This is a genomic window from Donghicola sp. XS_ASV15, from assembly GCF_041224595.1.
Lineage (GTDB): Bacteria > Pseudomonadota > Alphaproteobacteria > Rhodobacterales > Rhodobacteraceae > Donghicola.
The window spans coordinates 12,580-28,836 of record NZ_JBGFGN010000126.1; the positions used below are offsets into that span (position 1 = coordinate 12,580).

A 16,257-nucleotide genomic window follows, 5' to 3' on the forward strand; every position below is an offset into this window, starting at 1 on the left:
GTTACAGCCCTGTTTCAGCGGCGATAAAGTCGGCGATCGCGGCGGTGTCGTTCAGGTCGAACTGGGGTTTGTCGATGTCCAGCGGCGTGTCGGTCGCAATCGCGTGGATCGTAGTGCTGTCGGGCGCAAGCGGCGCACGGCCCGTTTCGGCGCGGACGCACTCGACCTTTGGGTGTGCGTCGCGCTTGAAGCCTTCGATCAGGATCAGGTCCACGGGGGACATGCGCGCCAAGAGCTCGTGGAGGGGCGGCTCGCCCTCGTCCCGCAGCTCGTGCATCAGGGCCCAGCGGTTGGGCGAGGCAAGCATGACCTCGGTCGCGCCGGCCTCTCGGTGGCGGAAACTGTCGCGGCCCGGTTGGTCCACATCAGTGGTGTGATGGGCGTGCTTGATGGTCGAGACACGGTAGCCTCGGGCGGTGAATTCGGCCACGAGACGCTCCATCAATCCGGTTTTTCCAGAATTCTTCCAACCGGTTACGCCGTAAACTTTCACAAGGCCTCCAAGAGGCGTTCGGCCTCGGTAATGTCGTCGGGGGTGTTAACGTTGAAAAAGGGATCAACAGGATCGGTGTCAAAAATGGCAAGGCCCGCATCGTGCTGATCGGTCCACATCACGATCTTGCGGAGCCCGTTTTGCAGGGCGTCGCGCAGGTCGCCCCGCAGGGCCACCGGCCAGAGGCCAAAGGTCGGCTGACGCCAGATTTTCTCGCCTTCGCGGGTGGCGGCAAGGGCGAGGCCACTCGGGCCTGCAGCCTGCTGAAGGCGGTCCACCAGATCGGCGGGGAAGAAAGGCGTATCTGCGGCGGCGGTCACGATCGCGTCGTGCCCATTTGCAGCGGCCCAGTCGAGGCCCGCGAGAACGCCCGCCAAGGGACCGGGGTGGTCGGGCAAGGTGTCGGGAAGAACAGTCAGGCCGTAGCCTACAAACCGCTCGGGATCTCCGTTGGCGTTCAGGGCGATCGGGCCAGACTGGGGGCGCATACGATCCAGAACGTGGTCCAGCAGGGGCTTGCCGCCAATGGTGCGCAGGCCCTTGTCACCGCCGCCCATGCGCGTGGCTTTGCCGCCAGCAAGGATCACTGCGGGGGGCTTAGTCATGGTCAACTCCCTTGCGGCGGTGCTTGCGGTCCTCGTCGCCCACGACAGAGACATCGGCATCGCGGATCAGGCGTTCCTCGCCCGAGAGGCAGACAAAGCGCTGACCGCGCATCCGGCCAATCACGGTCAGGCCTACTTGGCGGGCGATCTCGACGCCCCACGCGGTAAAACCAGAGCGCGACGCCAGCACTGGAATGCCCATCATCGCGGTCTTGATCACCATTTCAGAGGTCAGGCGGCCCGTGGTGTACAGGATTTTGTCATCAGGCGAAACGCCGTGCTGGAACATGTAGCCCGAGATTTTGTCGACAGCGTTGTGGCGGCCCACATCCTCCATATACACCAAGGGCTTGTCGCCGCAGCACAGGACTGTGCCGTGGATCGCGCCAGCCTCTAGGTATAGCGAAGGCGTTGTGTTGATCTCTTTGGCCAGTGAGTAGAGCCAAGAGGTGCGGACTGGGGTTGCAGGCAGGGTCAGCCCCTCGAGCCCCTCCATCATGTCACCGAACACTGTGCCCACGGCGCAACCAGAGGTGCGGGTCTTTTTCTTGACCTTCTCCTCGTAGCTGGTCTGGCGGGTGGTGCGGACCACGACCGTTTCGATGTCTTCCTCGTAGTCGATACCGGTGACCACGTCGTCATCCCGCAGCATCCCCTGATTGCGTAGAAAGCCCAGCGCCAAATATTCGGGGTAGTCCCCGATGGTCATGGCGGTGACGATTTCCTGACTGTTCAAGTAGATGGTCAGGGGGCGCTCCTCGACAACCGAGACGTCGACCTCGGCCCCTGTGTGATCGTGCCCCGTCACGCGCCGCGTCAGGCGCGGGTCCGATGGGTTCGGCAGTATGGGATCGTGGTCCATTGGGCGAGGTTCCGCAGCAAGTGGTTGCTTTTTTTGATTTCGGGGCATCATTTATGCCGCACCGAAGTTTTGCAAGGGGGAGGTCTGCATGCTGGGATATGTTGTCGGTCAGGGGCGCGGGGACGCGGATCGCTGTCTGGTCAAAGTGTCCGAGATGCTGCGCGAGGCAGGGGTTACCATGGCTGGTGCGGTGCAGTTCAATATCGAGACCGATCCCGCCTACAAATGCCAGATGGACCTGCATATTCTGACGGGTGCGGACGTTGTACGGATTTCTCAGGACCTTGGGACCCTCTCGCAGGGGTGCCGTCTGGACCCCGAGGGGCTGGAGCGCGCAGTGGGCCTTGTGGCCAGTGCGCTAGAGGCCGACCCGCAGGTGATGATCCTGAATAAATTCGGAAAACAAGAGCTGGACGGCCGCGGATTTCGCCCCGTTATCGGAGAGGCTTTGGGGCGTGGTATCCCCGTCCTGACCGCCGTCGCACCCGGCAATGTGAAGGGATTTCGCGCTTTTGCCGATGACTTCGGGCAGGAACTGCCCGCAGAGCCAGAGACGGTCATGGATTGGGTGCGGACCCAGATCGACGGCTAGGGTGGACAAATTGTCCACCTGATTTTCCAGAAACCCCAATTTGTCCATTTAGCGCGGTTTTGCGGGATGTTACCCCGTCCTGACTTAACAGACACGGTGTGACCCAAGATGAATTCGATCGGAGATGGATTGTGGCAAGCGGCGCGACTCGTTGCGACGTTCGACCCTGATCTGGTCGAGATTACGGCGCTGTCCTTGCGCGTCTCGTTGGGCGCGACAGTCATTGCGTCTTTGATTGGGCTACCGCTGGGGGCGTGGCTTGCGGTGAACCGCTTTCCCGCCCGCCGCATTGTGATCGCGATCCTGAATGCGCTCATGGGACTGCCGCCAGTGGTGGTAGGCCTGATGGTCTACGTGCTTTTCTCGCGCTCTGGGCCATTCGGTGTTCTGGGCCTGCTGTTCACGCCGACCGCGATGGTCATTGCGCAAGTCATTATCATAACGCCAATTATTGCCTCTGTCGCGCACCAGGCGATCCGCGAGCTTTGGGCGGATTATCATGACTTGCTGATCTCGCTTCAGGCGACGCGGTTGCAGCGGATCAAAACCCTGCTCTGGGACGGGCGCCGCGCCTTGATGACCGCGTCATTGGCTGGATTTGGCCGCGCGATCGGAGAGGTCGGGGCGATCATGATCGTCGGTGGGAACATCGACCATGCCACACGGGTCCTGACCACTGCCATCGCGTTGGAGACCGGCAAAGGGGAGTTCGATATGGCGCTGGCCTTGGGCTTTGTGCTGATCGGGCTCGCGATCCTTGTGAATTTGGGGCTGCACTTTATCAGCCGTACAGAACGGGGGGCACGGTGGTGAGTGGCTGGGTGACCCTGAGCGGCGTGTCTGTGCGCCGCCGTGGCCGGACTATTCTGGGGCCGCTGGATGCCTCTCTGAACGGGGGCGGTCTGTCGATCCTGATGGGGCCGAACGGGGCGGGCAAGACAACTTTGCTGCGCGCCCTGCATGGGCTGGAGCGTGTGAGCACCGGAGATATCCATTGGACCGATCCAAAGGACGCCGAGGGGCGGAACCAAGGTTTTGTGTTTCAGACGCCCGTGTTGATGCGCCGCTCAGTGCTGGACTGCATCGCGTATCCGCTGTTGCTGGATGGAGTGAAACGGGCTGCGGCCCGCGAACAGGCCCGCGCACGTGCCAATGAAGTGGGGCTGAACGTCAATCTTGATCAGGCGGTGATGTTCCTGTCGGGCGGAGAGAAGCAAAAGATGGCCTTGGCCCGCGCGCTGATGCGCCGTCCGCGCATCCTGTTTCTGGACGAGCCCTGCGCCAATCTGGATGGCCGCTCGGTCAAGGAAATCGAAGAGATCCTGCTGCGGATCAAAGCCAGCGGCACCCGCATTCTGATGTCCACCCACGATCTGGGACAGGCACGACGGCTCGCGGACAGTGTCCTGTTCCTGCATGCGGGCAAGTTGGTGGAACAAGCAATTGGGGACGACTTTTTTGGCGCCCCGCAAACGGCCGAGGCAAAGGCCTATCTTAAGGGAGAGATCCTACTATGACATTCAAAACAGTCGTTTTGGGGGCGGTTGCCGCTCTGATGACCTCGACCGCCGCAATGGCCGAAGAGATGAAAATGGCGGTGACCACGTCCTTTGCGAACTCTGGTCTCGCGGATGTTTTGCTGCCCGAGATCAAAGAAGATACCGGCATCGACGTGCAGCTCTTGATCGTCGGCACGGGTCAGGCGCTGGCTTTGGGCGCGGCGGGTGATGTGGACGCGGTTCTGGTCCACTCCAAAGCGGCCGAGGAAAAGTGGTTGGCTGCGGGCAACGGCACCCACCGGACCGAGATCATGTATAACGATTTTGTCTTTGTCGGCCCGCAGGCGGACCCTGCCAAAGCTGGCGGGGCAGAGGCTGCGACTGGGGCGTTGCAAGCGATTGCTGGGGCAGAAGCCGCGTTTGTCAGCCGCGGCGATGACAGCGGCACCCACAAAATGGAGTTGCGTTTGTGGAAAGCCGCGGACGTGACCCCCGAGGGCGACTGGTACAAAGCGGTGGGGCAAGGCATGGGCGCGGCGCTGAACACTGCATCAGGCATGAACGCCTACATCATGTCGGACCGCGCCAGCTGGCTGAAGTTCGCGAACAAGGGCGATCTGGGCATCGTCTTTGAGGGCGATCCGGTGCTGTTCAATCAGTACGCCTATCTGCCTGTGAACCCTGAGAAGCACCCGCACGTAAAAACTGACCTCGTCAACCAACTTGAGGCATGGTTGCTGAGCGATGAGGCGGCAGAGCTGATCAACGCCTACACCATCGAAGGCCAGCAGCTGTTCGTCTACAACGCGGCCGATTGATCTCTGTTCAGGTCTGGAAAGGATAGCAGCGCCTCAGTGGGCGCTGCTTTTGCGTGTAAACTTAGCTGGTCATCCGCTGCAACTGTCCGTCGCGTTGGATCAAATGGTGCCAGCCCACGGCCATCGCGATGTGGCCCAGAATGATCAGCGCCAAAATCCAACCCAGCTCGCCATGCCACTCGGACGGCGCCTGCATCCAAGCAATCTCAGCTTCGCGGGGGGCAAAGACGGTCATGCCCAAATAGCTTAGGCCACGATCGCTGCCTGCCGCCGCCAGAATGCGCGTGCCGGGCACGACAATCATCAGGGCGTACAGTGCTGCGTGTCCTGCCTGAGCCGCAGCGCCCAGGGCGCCGCTGTGCGCGGGACGGCGTTGTAGATTGATCAGCCCCCAGATACCGCGCAAGAGCACAAGCACGAACAACGTAATCCCAAGATCGACGTGATAGCTCCACAGCGTTTCCCGCAGGGCGTTTTCGCGTGGCAAAGCCCAATGAACTGCGGCAGAAGCGAATTGGGCCAAGAAAAGCAAGGCCATGCCCCAATGGAGGGCGCGCGAGATCAAGCCATATCGGCTGGGGGTGTCCTGAAGGGGCATCTGTACTCCGATCTGTTGTTCATTCAGATAAAGCAACAGTGCACACGCAGCATTTGTTCCCAAAGTTATTGTGCGAATGCGAACGGTACCGTGTTCGGCTCTGAGGAGGTGTGGGGAAATTAGCAGGCGACCTTGCCTGCGCCGCCGTTAGTGGCTGTGCCCGTGGTCGTCATCCAAAGAGCCGTGGATCGCGAACTGCTCTAGCCCCGCATCACTGGGTTCGATGAACCGGAACTCTTCGCGCACGCCCGCATCGGTCAGGGAGCGCGCCACCGTCAGAACGATATTCGGGCTATGATCGGCGCAAAGCTCTGCCATCTGGGCCAGCTCTTCTTGGGCGACGGGCAAGGCGGCCTCGACGCTAGGTGCGCCATACACCTGCACGAAATGCTGCGCCAAAGATTGGCAAAGGGCGTCGTATTCGGACGGCTCTATCTGGGTCACGGCGACAAAGGTGACACGGCCATACGTCTCGAGCCCCAACCAGCCGTTGGCAAAGGCTTGGCGGGCTTTGCCGACCAGATCGCCTTCGCCCCAGTTCGAGAACTCAAAGCCCCCCGAGATGCACCATTCTCCGGTACGGGCGGGCGAATGGAACACGTTGCGGTCGCTTTCATCAAAGTGGATCGCGCGAGCGAGGTGCATTTTAAACCCTTTCGGCCAGTGTGGTCAGGGGGATCAGGCGGGTGTCTTCGCCTGCTTTCAGGATCATCCCGAATTTTTCATCAACGCCAAGGAAACGACCGCCAATACGTTCTCCGGGCAGGGTCACGGCGGTATCTTCGCCAAGCTGCCAGACCAACCCGCGCCATTCGCGGTAGAGCGTGGCCAAACCGTTCGGGTGTTCAAGCTCTCCAAGCCAAAGGAGCGCGTGCTTGGACCATCCTTCGAGCAGGTCCATGGCATCAACCTCTCCAGCGCCTTCTTGGTCCAGGGCCGTCCAGTCCGGTGTTTCTCCAGGCTCTATCTCTGCCTTGTCGGGCAGGCGGAGAGTGAGTTCGAGCGAGACGATCATCCAGTCGGGAACGTCGTCGGCATTTAAAGTGCTGGAATAGAGTCGCATGCCGCCCGCGTGCCCGCCGTTAAGACGGATGCCGCCCGCCCACTCCAGATGGACAGCGGTTTCCGGTGGGACCAACACGCCAAGGGCATTTTGCAGACCCACGCCGCAAGCGACCAGCGCGGACGCGGCATGGGACAGGGGCGTTTCGGGGGCCAGCACCAGCGCGGCCCGCATTCGGTCATCTGTCAATGACCAAACCAAAAGGCCCGCATCGGTGCCGCGCTGCGCCTCGGCGCTGGCAATGGTCAGAGGGTTGGCCGGACCTGCGGCCATCCCCTTGATCAGTGGCGGAAACTGAGGCGCGACGCGGATCATGCGTTGCCGTCCGCAATCAGTTGCTTGGCAATGCCGCGGAAGACTTGGGCCTGCGGGCTGTCGGGCTGGCTGACCACAATCGGAGCGCCGCCATCAGAGGCCGTCCGGATGTCGAGATGAAGCGGCACTTCGGCCAGCAGGGGCACGCCCATCTTCTCGGCTTGCTTGGCAACGCCGCCATGGCCAAAGATGTGCTCTTCGTGGCCGCAGTTCGAACAGATGTGTGTGCTCATATTCTCGATCAAGCCATAGATCGGCGTGTTCAGCTTGTTGAACATGTCGATCCCCTTGCGGGCGTCGAGCAGCGCAATGTCTTGTGGGGTCGAGACGATGATCGCGCCGTTTAGATGCGTCTTCTGCGCGAGGGTCATTTGCACGTCACCAGTGCCCGGTGGCAGGTCCACGATCAGGACGTCCAAGGCACCCCACTGCACTTGGAACAACATCTGCTGTAGTGCGCCCATCAGCATCGGACCACGCCAGACAACGGCTTCGTCCTCTTGGGTCATCAGACCCAGCGACATCATGGTGACGCCGTGGTTGCGCAGGGGCAGGATGGTTTTGTTGTCGGGCGAGGCCGGACGGCCCGTGACCCCCAGCATCCGCGGCTGGCTGGGACCATAGACGTCGGCATCCAAGAGCCCGACTTTGCGCCCTTCGGCGGCCAGAGCGGTGGCGATGTTGGCGGACACGGTGGATTTGCCCACGCCGCCTTTGCCCGAGGCGATGGCGATGATGCGCGCCACACCGGGCACGGGTTCGGGACCTGCGGGTTTGGGACGGGCGGTGCCCTTGAGTTCTGGCGGCTTCGGCGCGGCCGAGTGGGCGGTCATTGCGACCGATACCTTGTCGATTCCCAGCGATTTCAGTTTGGCCTCGGCTTCGGCCCGAGCCTTTTCCATTGGGTCGGCTTTGGCGGGGTCAATTTCCATGACAAAGCGTACGCCGTTATCGTCCACGGTTAGCGCGCGGACCAGACCTGCGGCCACCAGATCGTTGCCAGTGACCGGATCTTTGACGGTTTTCAGGGCGTTCAGAACGTCCTCGCGGGTCACGCTCATGCTTGTTTTCCTTTGATTTCGCCAGTGACAACATGTTCAACACCCAGATCTTCGATGGTCATGACCACCTTGATCTGCAGTGCCTTTGACGGATCTACGCCCTCGGCGCGCAGGGCTTCTTCGATGGCCTGCTGCGAGGTCACACCGACCTGCTTGAGAAATTTGCGGATCGACATGTTCAGATCGTCATCCATTGGCGTCTCCTGTTCGTTTCAATTTCCGTTGACCCAAGGGCGCGGCGGTCCATACTTGGTCCATGGAACGGACCACTGGTATACTGGCTGGCCTGATGCTCGCGGCGCTGATGGTGCGCCCCGCCATGGCCCAAGAGGTGCGGACCTTTGGTTTGCAAGCCGACACGGCGCTGCAGACCTCGGGTTTGCTTGACTATATCTTGCCGCGCTTTGCCCTCAAGACCGGAAGGCGCGTTGACCCCGACTTGGCCCCCGATGTGGCCTTGGGGGTGGGCCAAGGCGCACCCATTTTCCAATATGGTGATGCGATTTACGGCATCGAGATGATGACCGGTAGCGATCCTGCCGCGCGATTTGTGGATTGGTTGACGTCCGAGGTCGGAAAGAAGGCCATTCTGACCTATGCCGAGCAAAGCGGTGAACCTTTTGCAGCCGTAAACCAAGAGGTCGCGGCCGATGTGATTTACTTCGAAGGAGATGCCGACGCAGGCCATGTGGTTGCTGCGGCCCATTGCACCCGTTGCCACAAAGTGTCCCCCGAGGATCGGAGCACAATTGGGTCCACGCCGTCCTTCATGGCGCTGAAAGCGATCCCGGATTGGGCGGATCGGTTTGCGCAGTTCTACCTGCTGAACCCGCATCCGTCCTTTATCCAGATCGAGGATATGACCGCCCCGTTTGACCCGCGCAGGCCGCCGTCGCTCGTCCCGGTCGAGATGACCGTGGACGAGTTGAACGACCTGTTGGCCTATGTGCAGAGCGTCGCGCCTGCAGACCTTGGGGCAGAGGTGGCGCATCAGTGATCGCGGCGCTTCAGGTAGTCGTCAGTCGTGCGAACGCGTGGGCGCTCTGCCGAGGCAAAGGGATTTGACTTGTTGTGATACTGGGCCTGAATGCGGCAGGTGTCACACATCTGGATCAGGCGTCCCGCGCCATTGCCTTCGAACATAGAATGCTTGCCTTCGAGCTTTTGCATGATCTTTTCGACCGTGGATTTCACGCCAAAGGGCTTGTTGCACTCAATGCAGCAGAACGGCTCTTCTTCGTTCAGGGTGACCAGCTTCATCGCCTCGTCCGAAGGATTGAAGCGCGGCTCTAGCGTGATCGCCTGCTCGGGGCAAATGGTAGCGCAGATGCCGCATTGCAGGCAGGCGTCCTCTTGGAAACGCAGCTCGGGTTTGTCAGGGTTGTCCACCAGTGCGCCCGAAGGGCAGAGCGAGACGCAGGACAGGCACAGGGTACAGGCGTCCTTGTTCACGACGGTCGCGCCATAGGGCGCTCCGGCGGGCAAGGCGACCGGCGCGTCGCCGTCCAGTAGGGATTTCGCGGCCACGCGCGCGACCTGGCGGCGGTCGCCCATCATCAACTTTGGCGCGACATCTAGGGGTGTGATTTCAGAGCCATAGAGGGCACTGCTCAGGTCGTCCGGTGTATCTGCATCAATCATAGAGAGACGATCCTCACCGCCCATGGCGTTCGCCAATGCGATCTCGCGCGCGATGGGATCACGCTCGGTACGAGGGCTTGGCAGGATCTGAACGCTCGCAAATCCGCTCACCAGCGCGGCCAGCATTTCCGCGTGTCCAAACTCGGCCAGCGCGGCAATCGAAAGGGGGATCACGTCAGCAGGCAGGCCACGGTCAAACCGCGCAGCGAGACTGATCATCTCGGCCCCGTGGGTATCATCATGGACCAGTAGGCGGGGCGCTTTGCCACCTGCCTTGGCATAGGTTTCGGCCAGCGTGCGGACGCGGGTCAGAATGTGGCTGACAGGCGGGGCGTCGTACTTGATCGCTCCGGATGGGCACAGGGACGCACAGGCGCCGCATCCCGCGCAGACCATCGGGTCTACGTCTACATGCTCGCCTGCAGGAAAGATTGCGCCAGTCGGGCAGATATCCAAGCAGCGGGTGCAGCCCGTTTGCTCGGCGCGGGAGTGGGCGCACAGATGGGGCTCTAGCGACAAGTAGAGTGTTTTTTCAAAGGTGCCGACTAGATCGCGTGCCTGCGTCACGACCTCTGCCACCGCAGGTTGGCTGCCCGGATCAGCGCGCAGGTAGCCATCGCGTTTATGCGGCGCGGGAAAGAGCGACGTCTGACCGCTAAGGTCGACGATCACATCGCACTGAGTCTCAGCACCGTCGCGCGGCGCCGTCAGGGCAAAGCCGCCACGGCCCGATGGGTCGATCATCTGAAACTGATCAATCCGCAGCTTGAAGTCGCCAAAGCTGCCAGTCGCTTTGGCCAGTTTGCCCCGTACAACTTCATAGGCGCGTGTTAGCGGCAGTTCCGCATCATCGGTCAGCAGAACAGTCACGGCCAAGGTCTCGGACAGCTTGTCCGCCGCAGGCAAGGCCACGGCGCCCGCGCCAATGATCAGACACATGCCCTCTGACGTCACATCAATGGTCTTGGTTGCGGGGGCGGGCAGTAGGGCCTCTGCCACCAGGGCGGCCATTTTGGGGCTGGCGTCTTTTTCATCATTCCAGCCCGCGCGGTCGCGAATGTCGATGAAAAGTGGCACCTCGGCTGACAATTCAGTTGCCAGTTCTTCGAACCTTTGGGCCTCTTGCTGACAGGCGATGATGGCATTGCCGGACGAAATGGCCTTGGCCGCGCTTTCAGTCTCTTTGGTGCAGAGTGCCGTATGGATCTTGGAACATGTCAGGCCGGTCGCGCCTTCGATACGTGACGGATCAATCTTCTGAGATCCTGAACAATCGCACAAAATCAGTTGCTTAGTCATCATCCTCTCCCCGGGCTGATACTGGCTGGGTGGCGCGGCCTGTCGGCGCAGGGGGCAGCTAGGCATGTTTCCCCCGCAAACGTAAAGCGTGAAATGAAGTGATTCGCGCGGATTTCCACATCAAAATTCCCGACTAAAAAAGACGGAAAGGTAAATCTGGACAAATCGTCTAGGCTAAAATTTCGACCTTTTGGGGAAACTGGACATTTTGTCCCTAGCGCTATCTCGAAACTGAAAAGCGATGTGCCGAATGCGGTTTGGGTTGGACAGCACCGGACCAGCAAAGGCATCAAATAAGCAAGAGTGTGCGATGGTACACCGACACGAAGGGGGGAACATATCCGCGATGGCACTGATCACTGACACCATGCCTGTCGGCCTGATCATTCGTAAGCAGCCTGGCGTTACGCGCTGGGTCAAGTGGATATGGCAGCCTGTCGGGCTGATCCCTGGCGCTGGTGAGGCGGAGTGGCGTGAGTTGCGCCGCGACGGTGATATTGTGGAATATCATGCAGCGACCCTGAACCTGACGATCTACTCATCAGACACAGACGCGTACCGCGCGACCCTGAACTCGCGCGCGCCAAGCCTGTATGTCGTAATGAGCGATGCGGCGGATCCGGTGAATGGATGCCCTTGGACCCCCAAGCTGATCACAGTGAACGCGTTCGAGGGGCAAGGGTACAACGAAAGCGGCGAAGGCTTGGTGGAACTGGTCCCGATGCCTGTGCCGATGATCGCATGGCTGCGCGATTTCATTGAAAAGCATCACGTCGAAGAAGAGTTCATCAAACGCCGCCGCGATAAAAAGCGGATTGATCTGGTCGAGGACGGCAAGGGCGATATCCGCATCCGCCAGACCTCTGACGTGTTCCGTGCGCCTCGTAATTCGTCGGGGAGGGTGAACTGATGGCCCGTGATTTCTGGAGCCGCCGCCGCGCTGCCGTGCAGGCCGAAGCTGAGGCCGAGGTGCTGGAGAGCCAGCGTCTGACCGAAGCGCAAGAGGCCGAAGCGCGCGCCAAGCGCGAAGCGGACAAGACGGACGAAGAGTTGCTTGCTGAACTGGGTCTGCCGGATCCGGACAGCATGGAGCAGGGCGATGACTTCTCGGCATTTATGTCCAAAGCCGTCCCTCAGCGTTTGCGGACACGCGCGCTGCGAAAACTGTGGGTGTCGAATCCGCTGCTCGCCAACGTGGATGGCATGGTCGACTACGCAGACGACTTTCGTGACTCTGCCGTTGTGATCCCTGACCTGAAGACCGCTTATCAGGTCGGCAAGGGCATGATGGCCCACGTTCAGAAGCTGGCTGCCGAGGCCGAAGCCTTGGCCGGTGTGCGTGAAATGCCCGAAGAGGTCGCCAACACCGACGAGGCGCCTGTCGAAGAGGCCGTGTCAGCAGACGCGGCCAAAGACGAGCAACTCGAAACACGCGCCGAGACGCCGGACACCACACCAGACGACACGCACGACGACGGCGCGCAGCCGATGCCGCGGCGTCACATGCGCTTTGTTTTTGCCGATAGCCACTGAGGACGCTCATGACGCAGGCCGCTGTACAAACCCCGCAGATCACACCCGAGGATAAGCTTCGGGCGGAACTGTATGACTTTCTCGCTGCATTGCTGGCGAACCCACCGACCGAAGGGCTGCTGCGCAATACTGCGAAGCTGACCGGTGACGAGACCGATTTGGGGCAGGGCATCCAGACGCTGGCCACTCTGGCAGGCAAGACCAACGCAAAGGCTGCGGAGCGCGAGTTCAACACCCTGTTTATCGGCATCGGTCGCGGCGAGCTTCTGCCTTATGCCAGCTACTACATGACAGGTTTTTTGAATGAAAAGCCGCTGGCCAGTCTGCGCCGCGATATGGCTGAACAGCAGATCCGCCGTGCGCCCAACGTGTACGAACCCGAGGACAATATCGCCAGCCTAATGGAGATGATGGCAGGCCTGATCGAAGGTCGCTTTGGCGCGCCCGCTAGCATTGGCCAGCAGCAGACGTTCTTTAATCGCCACATCGCGCCCTGGGCTTCGCTGTTCTTTGCGGATCTGGAAAAGGCTCAGAACTCGGTGCTCTACGCGCCGGTCGGGACCGTGGGCAAAGTGTTTATGCAAATTGAAACCGAGGCGTTCCGGCTCGCCGGAAACTGAGCTTCGAGACCATCGCTTCGGGCCATGTGGGCCCGCGGCATCATCTGGCCCCACGGGGCCGCGAAACAGGAGGACACCAACGATGTCAGACACGCGCAAGGACCAAGGGTCCAGCCGTCGAGACTTTCTGAAACTGGCAGCGACCAGCGCGCCTGCTGCCGTGGCCGTCGTGGCAACGAGCGCAACCAGCGCAGAGGCCGCCACGGATGCCAAGCCCGCTTCGGGCATGAAAGATACGGCGCAGACCCGCGCTTATTACCAGACCGCCCGCTTCTAAGGACGGTCCGTCTAAACGGATTGGAAATACCTAGCACAAGCGACGGGCCATCGGCCCTAGCAAGCAAGGGGAGGCAAAAATGCTAAGAAAAAAGACGAACGGAGTCGCCCGCTCTACACAGCGCGCATCACTCCTGTCCGCAGCAGCGGAGAAATCCGTCGACCGCCGCGCATTCCTGCGTGGGTCTGGTCTGGCGATCGGCGGTCTGACCGCCTTGGGTGTCACCGGCGGCACTGTGACCAAAGCCGAAGCGCAAGAGAGCGTGGCGCGTGCGGTCGATACCGTGAAGTCCGTATGCACCCACTGCTCGGTCGGTTGTACCGTCGTGGCCGAAGTGGACAATGGCGTCTGGATCGGTCAGGAGCCCGGTTATGACAGCCCGTTCAACCTTGGCTCGCACTGTGCCAAAGGCGCGGCTGTGCGCGAGCACGCCCATGGTGAACGCCGCCTGAAGTACCCCATGAAGAAGGTCAACGGCGAGTGGACCCGCATCTCTTGGGAGCAGGCCATCGATGAGATCGGCGACAAGATGATGTCGATCCGCGACGAAAGCGGCCCCGACAGCGTCTACTGGCTGGGTTCGGCCAAGCATAACAATGAACAGGCCTACCTGTTCCGCAAGTTTGCGGCCTACTGGGGCACCAACAACGTCGATCACCAGGCACGTATCTGTCACTCGACCACCGTTGCGGGCGTTGCGAACACATGGGGCTACGGCGCCATGACCAACAGCTACAACGACATCCATAACTCCAAGGCGATCTTCATCATCGGCGGCAACCCCGCCGAGGCGCACCCCGTTTCGCTGTTGCACGTGCTGAAGGCCAAAGAGGAAAACAACGCGCCCCTGATCGTCTGCGATCCGCGCTTCACCCGAACTGCGGCCCACGCGGACGAATATGTGCGTTTCCGTCCCGGCACCGACGTTGCGTTGGTCTGGGGCATCCTGTGGCACATCTTTGAAAATGGTTGGGAGGACAAAGAGTTCATCCGTACCCGTGTCTGGGGCATGGACCAGATCAAGGAAGAAGTCGCCAAGTGGAACCCCGAAGAGACAGAGCGTGTCACCGGCGCGCCCGGTGCGCAGCTGGAACGCGTGGCTCGCACGCTGGTCAACAGCCGTCCCGGCACCGTGATCTGGTGCATGGGTGGTACTCAGCACACCAACGGTAACAACAACACGCGCGCCTACTGCATTCTGCAGCTTGCCCTTGGCAACATGGGCGTCTCGGGTGGCGGCACCAACATCTTCCGCGGCCACGACAATGTGCAGGGCGCGACCGACCTTGGCGTTCTCTCGCACACGCTGCCGGGCTATTACGGCCTGTCTTCGGGCGCATGGGCGCACTGGGGCCGTGTCTGGGGCGAGGATATGGACTGGCTCAAGGGCCAATTCCAGTCCGAGACCGATGCCGACGGCAAAGAGGTCAACCTGATGGAGCGGACCGGTATTCCGGTGTCCCGCTGGATCGACGGTGTTCTCGAAGATGCCGAAAATATCGACCAGCCCGACAACGTGCGTGCCATGGTTTTGTGGGGCCACGCGCCCAACTCGCAGACCCGTATGACCGAGATGAAAACGGCGATGGAAAAGCTCGACATGCTTGTCGTGATCGACCCGTTCCCCACCGTTTCGGCTGTGCTGCATGACCGCACCGATGGCGTCTACCTGCTGCCCGCGACCACGCAGTTCGAAACCCGTGGCTCTGTGACGGCCTCGAACCGCTCGATCCAGTGGCGCGATCAGGTTGTGGACCCGCTTTTTGAATCGAAGCCCGACCACGTCATCATCGCAAAATTCGCGAACAAGTTCGGCTTTGCCGACCGTCTGTTCCGCAACATCGAGATGGAAGACGCGGAAACGCCCAACATCGAAAGCATCACCCGCGAGTTCAACGCTGGTATGTGGACTGTTGGCTACACCGGCCAGTCGCCCGAGCGCATCAAGCTGCACATGGCGAACCAGCACACCTTTGACAAAACGACGCTCAAGGCTGTTGGTGGACCCGCAGACGGGGATTACTACGGTATGCCGTGGCCCTGCTGGGGCACCCCCGAGATGAAGCATCCCGGCTCGCCCAACCTCTATGACATCAACAAGCCTGTGGCGGATGGCGGTCTACCCTTCCGTGCGCGCTATGGTGTCGAGCGGAACGGTGACAATCTCTTGGCCGAAGGTGTATCGAACCCCGGTGCGGACATTCAGGACGGTTATCCCGAGTTCACCATGCAGATGCTGATGGATCTGGGGTGGGATAGCGATCTGACCGACGAAGAGCGCGCGTCCATCGACGCTGTGGCTGGTCCGGGCACGAACTGGAAGACCGACCTATCGGGTGGTATCCAGCGCGTCGCGATCAAGCATGGTTGCGCACCCTATGGGAACGCCAAGGCCCGTGCTGTGGTCTGGACTTTCCCGGATCCGGTGCCGCTCCACCGCGAGCCGCTCTATACCAACCGCCGCGATCTGGTCGAAGACTATCCGACCTACGAAGACCGCAAGCTGTACCGTCTGCCGACCATGTATGCGTCGATCCAGAAGAACGACTTCAGCAATGATTATCCGATCATTCTGACCTCGGGCCGACTGGTCGAATACGAAGGTGGCGGCGACGAGACACGCTCGAACCCGTGGTTGGCTGAACTTCAGCAGGAAATGTTTGTCGAAATGAACCCGCGCGATGCCAACAACCTTGGTGTACGGGACGGCAGCATGGTCTGGGTCGAAGGCCCCGAAGGCGGCAAGGTCAAGGTGAAAGCCATGATCACCGAACGTGTGGGCAGTGGCGTGGCGTTCATGCCGTTCCACTTTGGCGGTCACTTCCAAGGCGAGGATCTGCGGGACAAATATCCCGATGGTGCAGACCCCTATGTCTTGGGTGAATCGACCAACACCGCGCAGACCTATGGCTATGACTCGGTGACCCTCATGCAGGAAACCAAAGCCACCCTCTGCAAGATCAGCGCAGCCTAAGGAGACA

Annotated in this window: 19 protein-coding genes; 10 read left to right on the plus strand and 9 right to left on the minus strand. The window is 60.8% G+C overall.

The window, feature by feature from the left end:
* Position 1: 1 nt before the first annotated feature.
* The 3 genes from mobB to AB9K37_RS07320 are packed head-to-tail and all read right to left on the minus strand — an operon-like array spanning position 2 to position 1,960.
* On the minus strand, positions 2 to 493 hold the full coding sequence (mobB, locus tag AB9K37_RS07310) for a molybdopterin-guanine dinucleotide biosynthesis protein B (protein ID WP_369836581.1): 492 nt from the start codon (positions 491 to 493) through the stop codon (positions 2 to 4).
* Positions 490 to 1,098, minus strand: a complete 609-nt coding sequence (gene mobA, locus AB9K37_RS07315) for a molybdenum cofactor guanylyltransferase MobA (RefSeq protein ID WP_369836583.1) — start codon at positions 1,096 to 1,098, stop codon at positions 490 to 492. The genes mobB and mobA overlap by 4 nt, the downstream gene beginning before the upstream one ends.
* Positions 1,091 to 1,960 (minus strand): formate dehydrogenase accessory sulfurtransferase FdhD, encoded by an 870-nt coding sequence (locus AB9K37_RS07320; RefSeq protein ID WP_369836586.1) that lies wholly within the window; start codon positions 1,958 to 1,960, stop codon positions 1,091 to 1,093. The genes mobA and AB9K37_RS07320 overlap by 8 nt, the downstream gene beginning before the upstream one ends.
* A gap of 88 nt (positions 1,961 to 2,048) precedes the next feature.
* On the opposite strand from AB9K37_RS07320, the gene AB9K37_RS07325 reads away from it, so the two are divergent.
* The 4 genes from AB9K37_RS07325 (at position 2,049) to AB9K37_RS07340 (ending at position 4,869) form a co-directional block, all read left to right on the plus strand.
* Positions 2,049 to 2,552, plus strand: coding sequence for a DUF2478 domain-containing protein (locus AB9K37_RS07325; RefSeq protein WP_369836588.1), 504 nt, complete (start codon positions 2,049 to 2,051; stop codon positions 2,550 to 2,552).
* Positions 2,553 to 2,660: 108 nt separating this feature from the next.
* On the plus strand, positions 2,661 to 3,365 hold the full coding sequence (locus AB9K37_RS07330; RefSeq protein WP_369836591.1) for an ABC transporter permease: 705 nt from the start codon (positions 2,661 to 2,663) through the stop codon (positions 3,363 to 3,365).
* Positions 3,362 to 4,069, plus strand: coding sequence for an ATP-binding cassette domain-containing protein (locus AB9K37_RS07335; protein WP_369836594.1), 708 nt, complete (start codon positions 3,362 to 3,364; stop codon positions 4,067 to 4,069). The genes AB9K37_RS07330 and AB9K37_RS07335 overlap by 4 nt, the downstream gene beginning before the upstream one ends.
* Complete coding sequence (locus AB9K37_RS07340; protein WP_369836597.1) at positions 4,066 to 4,869, plus strand: substrate-binding domain-containing protein; 804 nt, start codon at positions 4,066 to 4,068, stop codon at positions 4,867 to 4,869. Before AB9K37_RS07335 ends, AB9K37_RS07340 begins: the two co-directional genes overlap by 4 nt.
* Positions 4,870 to 4,930: 61 nt before the next feature.
* On the opposite strand, the gene AB9K37_RS07345 is transcribed toward AB9K37_RS07340, so the two are convergent.
* The 5 genes from AB9K37_RS07345 to AB9K37_RS07365 all read right to left on the minus strand — a co-directional run bounded on the left by AB9K37_RS07345 (position 4,931) and on the right by AB9K37_RS07365 (position 8,100).
* A complete protein-coding gene (locus AB9K37_RS07345) occupies positions 4,931 to 5,467 on the minus strand; it encodes a cytochrome b (protein WP_369836600.1) in 537 nt (178 codons plus the stop codon).
* A 147-nt stretch (positions 5,468 to 5,614) separates the two neighbouring features.
* On the minus strand, positions 5,615 to 6,112 hold the full coding sequence (locus AB9K37_RS07350) for a DUF6505 family protein (protein ID WP_369836603.1): 498 nt from the start codon (positions 6,110 to 6,112) through the stop codon (positions 5,615 to 5,617).
* Position 6,113: 1 nt separating this feature from the next.
* The gene (locus AB9K37_RS07355; RefSeq protein ID WP_369836606.1) at positions 6,114 to 6,845 is read right to left on the minus strand and encodes a DUF4444 domain-containing protein; all 732 of its coding nucleotides are present in this window, start codon (positions 6,843 to 6,845) and stop codon (positions 6,114 to 6,116) included.
* Positions 6,842 to 7,906 carry an iron-sulfur cluster carrier protein ApbC gene (gene apbC / locus AB9K37_RS07360; RefSeq protein ID WP_369836609.1) on the minus strand — a complete coding sequence of 355 codons (1,065 nt, stop codon included), beginning with the start codon at positions 7,904 to 7,906 and terminating at the stop codon, positions 6,842 to 6,844. Before apbC ends, AB9K37_RS07355 begins: the two co-directional genes overlap by 4 nt.
* The gene (locus AB9K37_RS07365) at positions 7,903 to 8,100 is read right to left on the minus strand and encodes a DUF6494 family protein (RefSeq protein WP_369836611.1); all 198 of its coding nucleotides are present in this window, start codon (positions 8,098 to 8,100) and stop codon (positions 7,903 to 7,905) included. Before AB9K37_RS07365 ends, apbC begins: the two co-directional genes overlap by 4 nt.
* A gap of 62 nt (positions 8,101 to 8,162) precedes the next feature.
* On the opposite strand from AB9K37_RS07365, the gene AB9K37_RS07370 reads away from it, so the two are divergent.
* Entirely contained in the window at positions 8,163 to 8,903 is a 741-nt protein-coding gene (locus AB9K37_RS07370; RefSeq protein ID WP_369836614.1) for a c-type cytochrome, read from the plus strand.
* Here the strand turns inward: AB9K37_RS07370 and AB9K37_RS07375 are convergent.
* The gene (locus AB9K37_RS07375; protein WP_369836616.1) at positions 8,897 to 10,846 is read right to left on the minus strand and encodes a 4Fe-4S binding protein; all 1,950 of its coding nucleotides are present in this window, start codon (positions 10,844 to 10,846) and stop codon (positions 8,897 to 8,899) included. The genes AB9K37_RS07370 and AB9K37_RS07375 overlap by 7 nt on opposite strands.
* 346 nt (positions 10,847 to 11,192) lie before the next feature.
* Between AB9K37_RS07375 and AB9K37_RS07380 the strand changes: the two genes are divergently transcribed.
* The 5 genes from AB9K37_RS07380 (at position 11,193) to AB9K37_RS07400 (ending at position 16,250) form a co-directional block, all read left to right on the plus strand.
* Positions 11,193 to 11,756: a DUF3305 domain-containing protein gene (locus tag AB9K37_RS07380; protein ID WP_369836619.1), complete on the plus strand. Its 564-nt coding sequence runs from the start codon at positions 11,193 to 11,195 to the stop codon at positions 11,754 to 11,756.
* A complete protein-coding gene (locus AB9K37_RS07385; RefSeq protein ID WP_369836621.1) occupies positions 11,756 to 12,379 on the plus strand; it encodes a DUF3306 domain-containing protein in 624 nt (207 codons plus the stop codon). The genes AB9K37_RS07380 and AB9K37_RS07385 overlap by 1 nt, the downstream gene beginning before the upstream one ends.
* An 8-nt stretch (positions 12,380 to 12,387) precedes the next feature.
* The gene (locus AB9K37_RS07390) at positions 12,388 to 12,999 is read left to right on the plus strand and encodes a molecular chaperone (protein WP_369836624.1); all 612 of its coding nucleotides are present in this window, start codon (positions 12,388 to 12,390) and stop codon (positions 12,997 to 12,999) included.
* 82 nt (positions 13,000 to 13,081) lie between these two features.
* Complete coding sequence (locus AB9K37_RS07395; RefSeq protein ID WP_072706063.1) at positions 13,082 to 13,276, plus strand: twin-arginine translocation signal domain-containing protein; 195 nt, start codon at positions 13,082 to 13,084, stop codon at positions 13,274 to 13,276.
* Positions 13,277 to 13,355: 79 nt separating this feature from the next.
* Complete coding sequence (locus AB9K37_RS07400) at positions 13,356 to 16,250, plus strand: formate dehydrogenase subunit alpha (RefSeq protein ID WP_369836627.1); 2,895 nt, start codon at positions 13,356 to 13,358, stop codon at positions 16,248 to 16,250.
* The last annotated feature ends 7 nt before the right edge of the window (positions 16,251 to 16,257 follow it).

Excerpts from the sequence above, each read along its gene's own strand:
- AB9K37_RS07385 (WP_369836621.1), top strand. The coding sequence starts at position 11,756 with ATGGCCCGTGATTTCTGGAGCCGCCGCCGCGCTGCCGTGCAGGCCGAA.
- AB9K37_RS07320 (WP_369836586.1), bottom strand. The coding sequence starts at position 1,960 with ATGGACCACGATCCCATACTGCCGAACCCATCGGACCCGCGCCTGACG.
- AB9K37_RS07350 (WP_369836603.1), bottom strand. The coding sequence starts at position 6,112 with ATGCACCTCGCTCGCGCGATCCACTTTGATGAAAGCGACCGCAACGTG.
- AB9K37_RS07400 (WP_369836627.1), top strand. The coding sequence starts at position 13,356 with ATGCTAAGAAAAAAGACGAACGGAGTCGCCCGCTCTACACAGCGCGCA.
- AB9K37_RS07375 (WP_369836616.1), bottom strand. The coding sequence starts at position 10,846 with ATGACTAAGCAACTGATTTTGTGCGATTGTTCAGGATCTCAGAAGATT.
- AB9K37_RS07390 (WP_369836624.1), top strand. The coding sequence starts at position 12,388 with ATGACGCAGGCCGCTGTACAAACCCCGCAGATCACACCCGAGGATAAG.
- apbC (WP_369836609.1), bottom strand. The coding sequence starts at position 7,906 with ATGAGCGTGACCCGCGAGGACGTTCTGAACGCCCTGAAAACCGTCAAA.
- AB9K37_RS07370 (WP_369836614.1), top strand. The coding sequence starts at position 8,163 with ATGGAACGGACCACTGGTATACTGGCTGGCCTGATGCTCGCGGCGCTG.
- AB9K37_RS07355 (WP_369836606.1), bottom strand. The coding sequence starts at position 6,845 with ATGATCCGCGTCGCGCCTCAGTTTCCGCCACTGATCAAGGGGATGGCC.
- AB9K37_RS07325 (WP_369836588.1), top strand. The coding sequence starts at position 2,049 with ATGCTGGGATATGTTGTCGGTCAGGGGCGCGGGGACGCGGATCGCTGT.
- AB9K37_RS07395 (WP_072706063.1), top strand. The coding sequence starts at position 13,082 with ATGTCAGACACGCGCAAGGACCAAGGGTCCAGCCGTCGAGACTTTCTG.
- AB9K37_RS07340 (WP_369836597.1), top strand. The coding sequence starts at position 4,066 with ATGACATTCAAAACAGTCGTTTTGGGGGCGGTTGCCGCTCTGATGACC.
- AB9K37_RS07345 (WP_369836600.1), bottom strand. The coding sequence starts at position 5,467 with ATGCCCCTTCAGGACACCCCCAGCCGATATGGCTTGATCTCGCGCGCC.
- AB9K37_RS07330 (WP_369836591.1), top strand. The coding sequence starts at position 2,661 with ATGAATTCGATCGGAGATGGATTGTGGCAAGCGGCGCGACTCGTTGCG.
- mobA (WP_369836583.1), bottom strand. The coding sequence starts at position 1,098 with ATGACTAAGCCCCCCGCAGTGATCCTTGCTGGCGGCAAAGCCACGCGC.
- AB9K37_RS07365 (WP_369836611.1), bottom strand. The coding sequence starts at position 8,100 with ATGGATGACGATCTGAACATGTCGATCCGCAAATTTCTCAAGCAGGTC.
- AB9K37_RS07380 (WP_369836619.1), top strand. The coding sequence starts at position 11,193 with ATGGCACTGATCACTGACACCATGCCTGTCGGCCTGATCATTCGTAAG.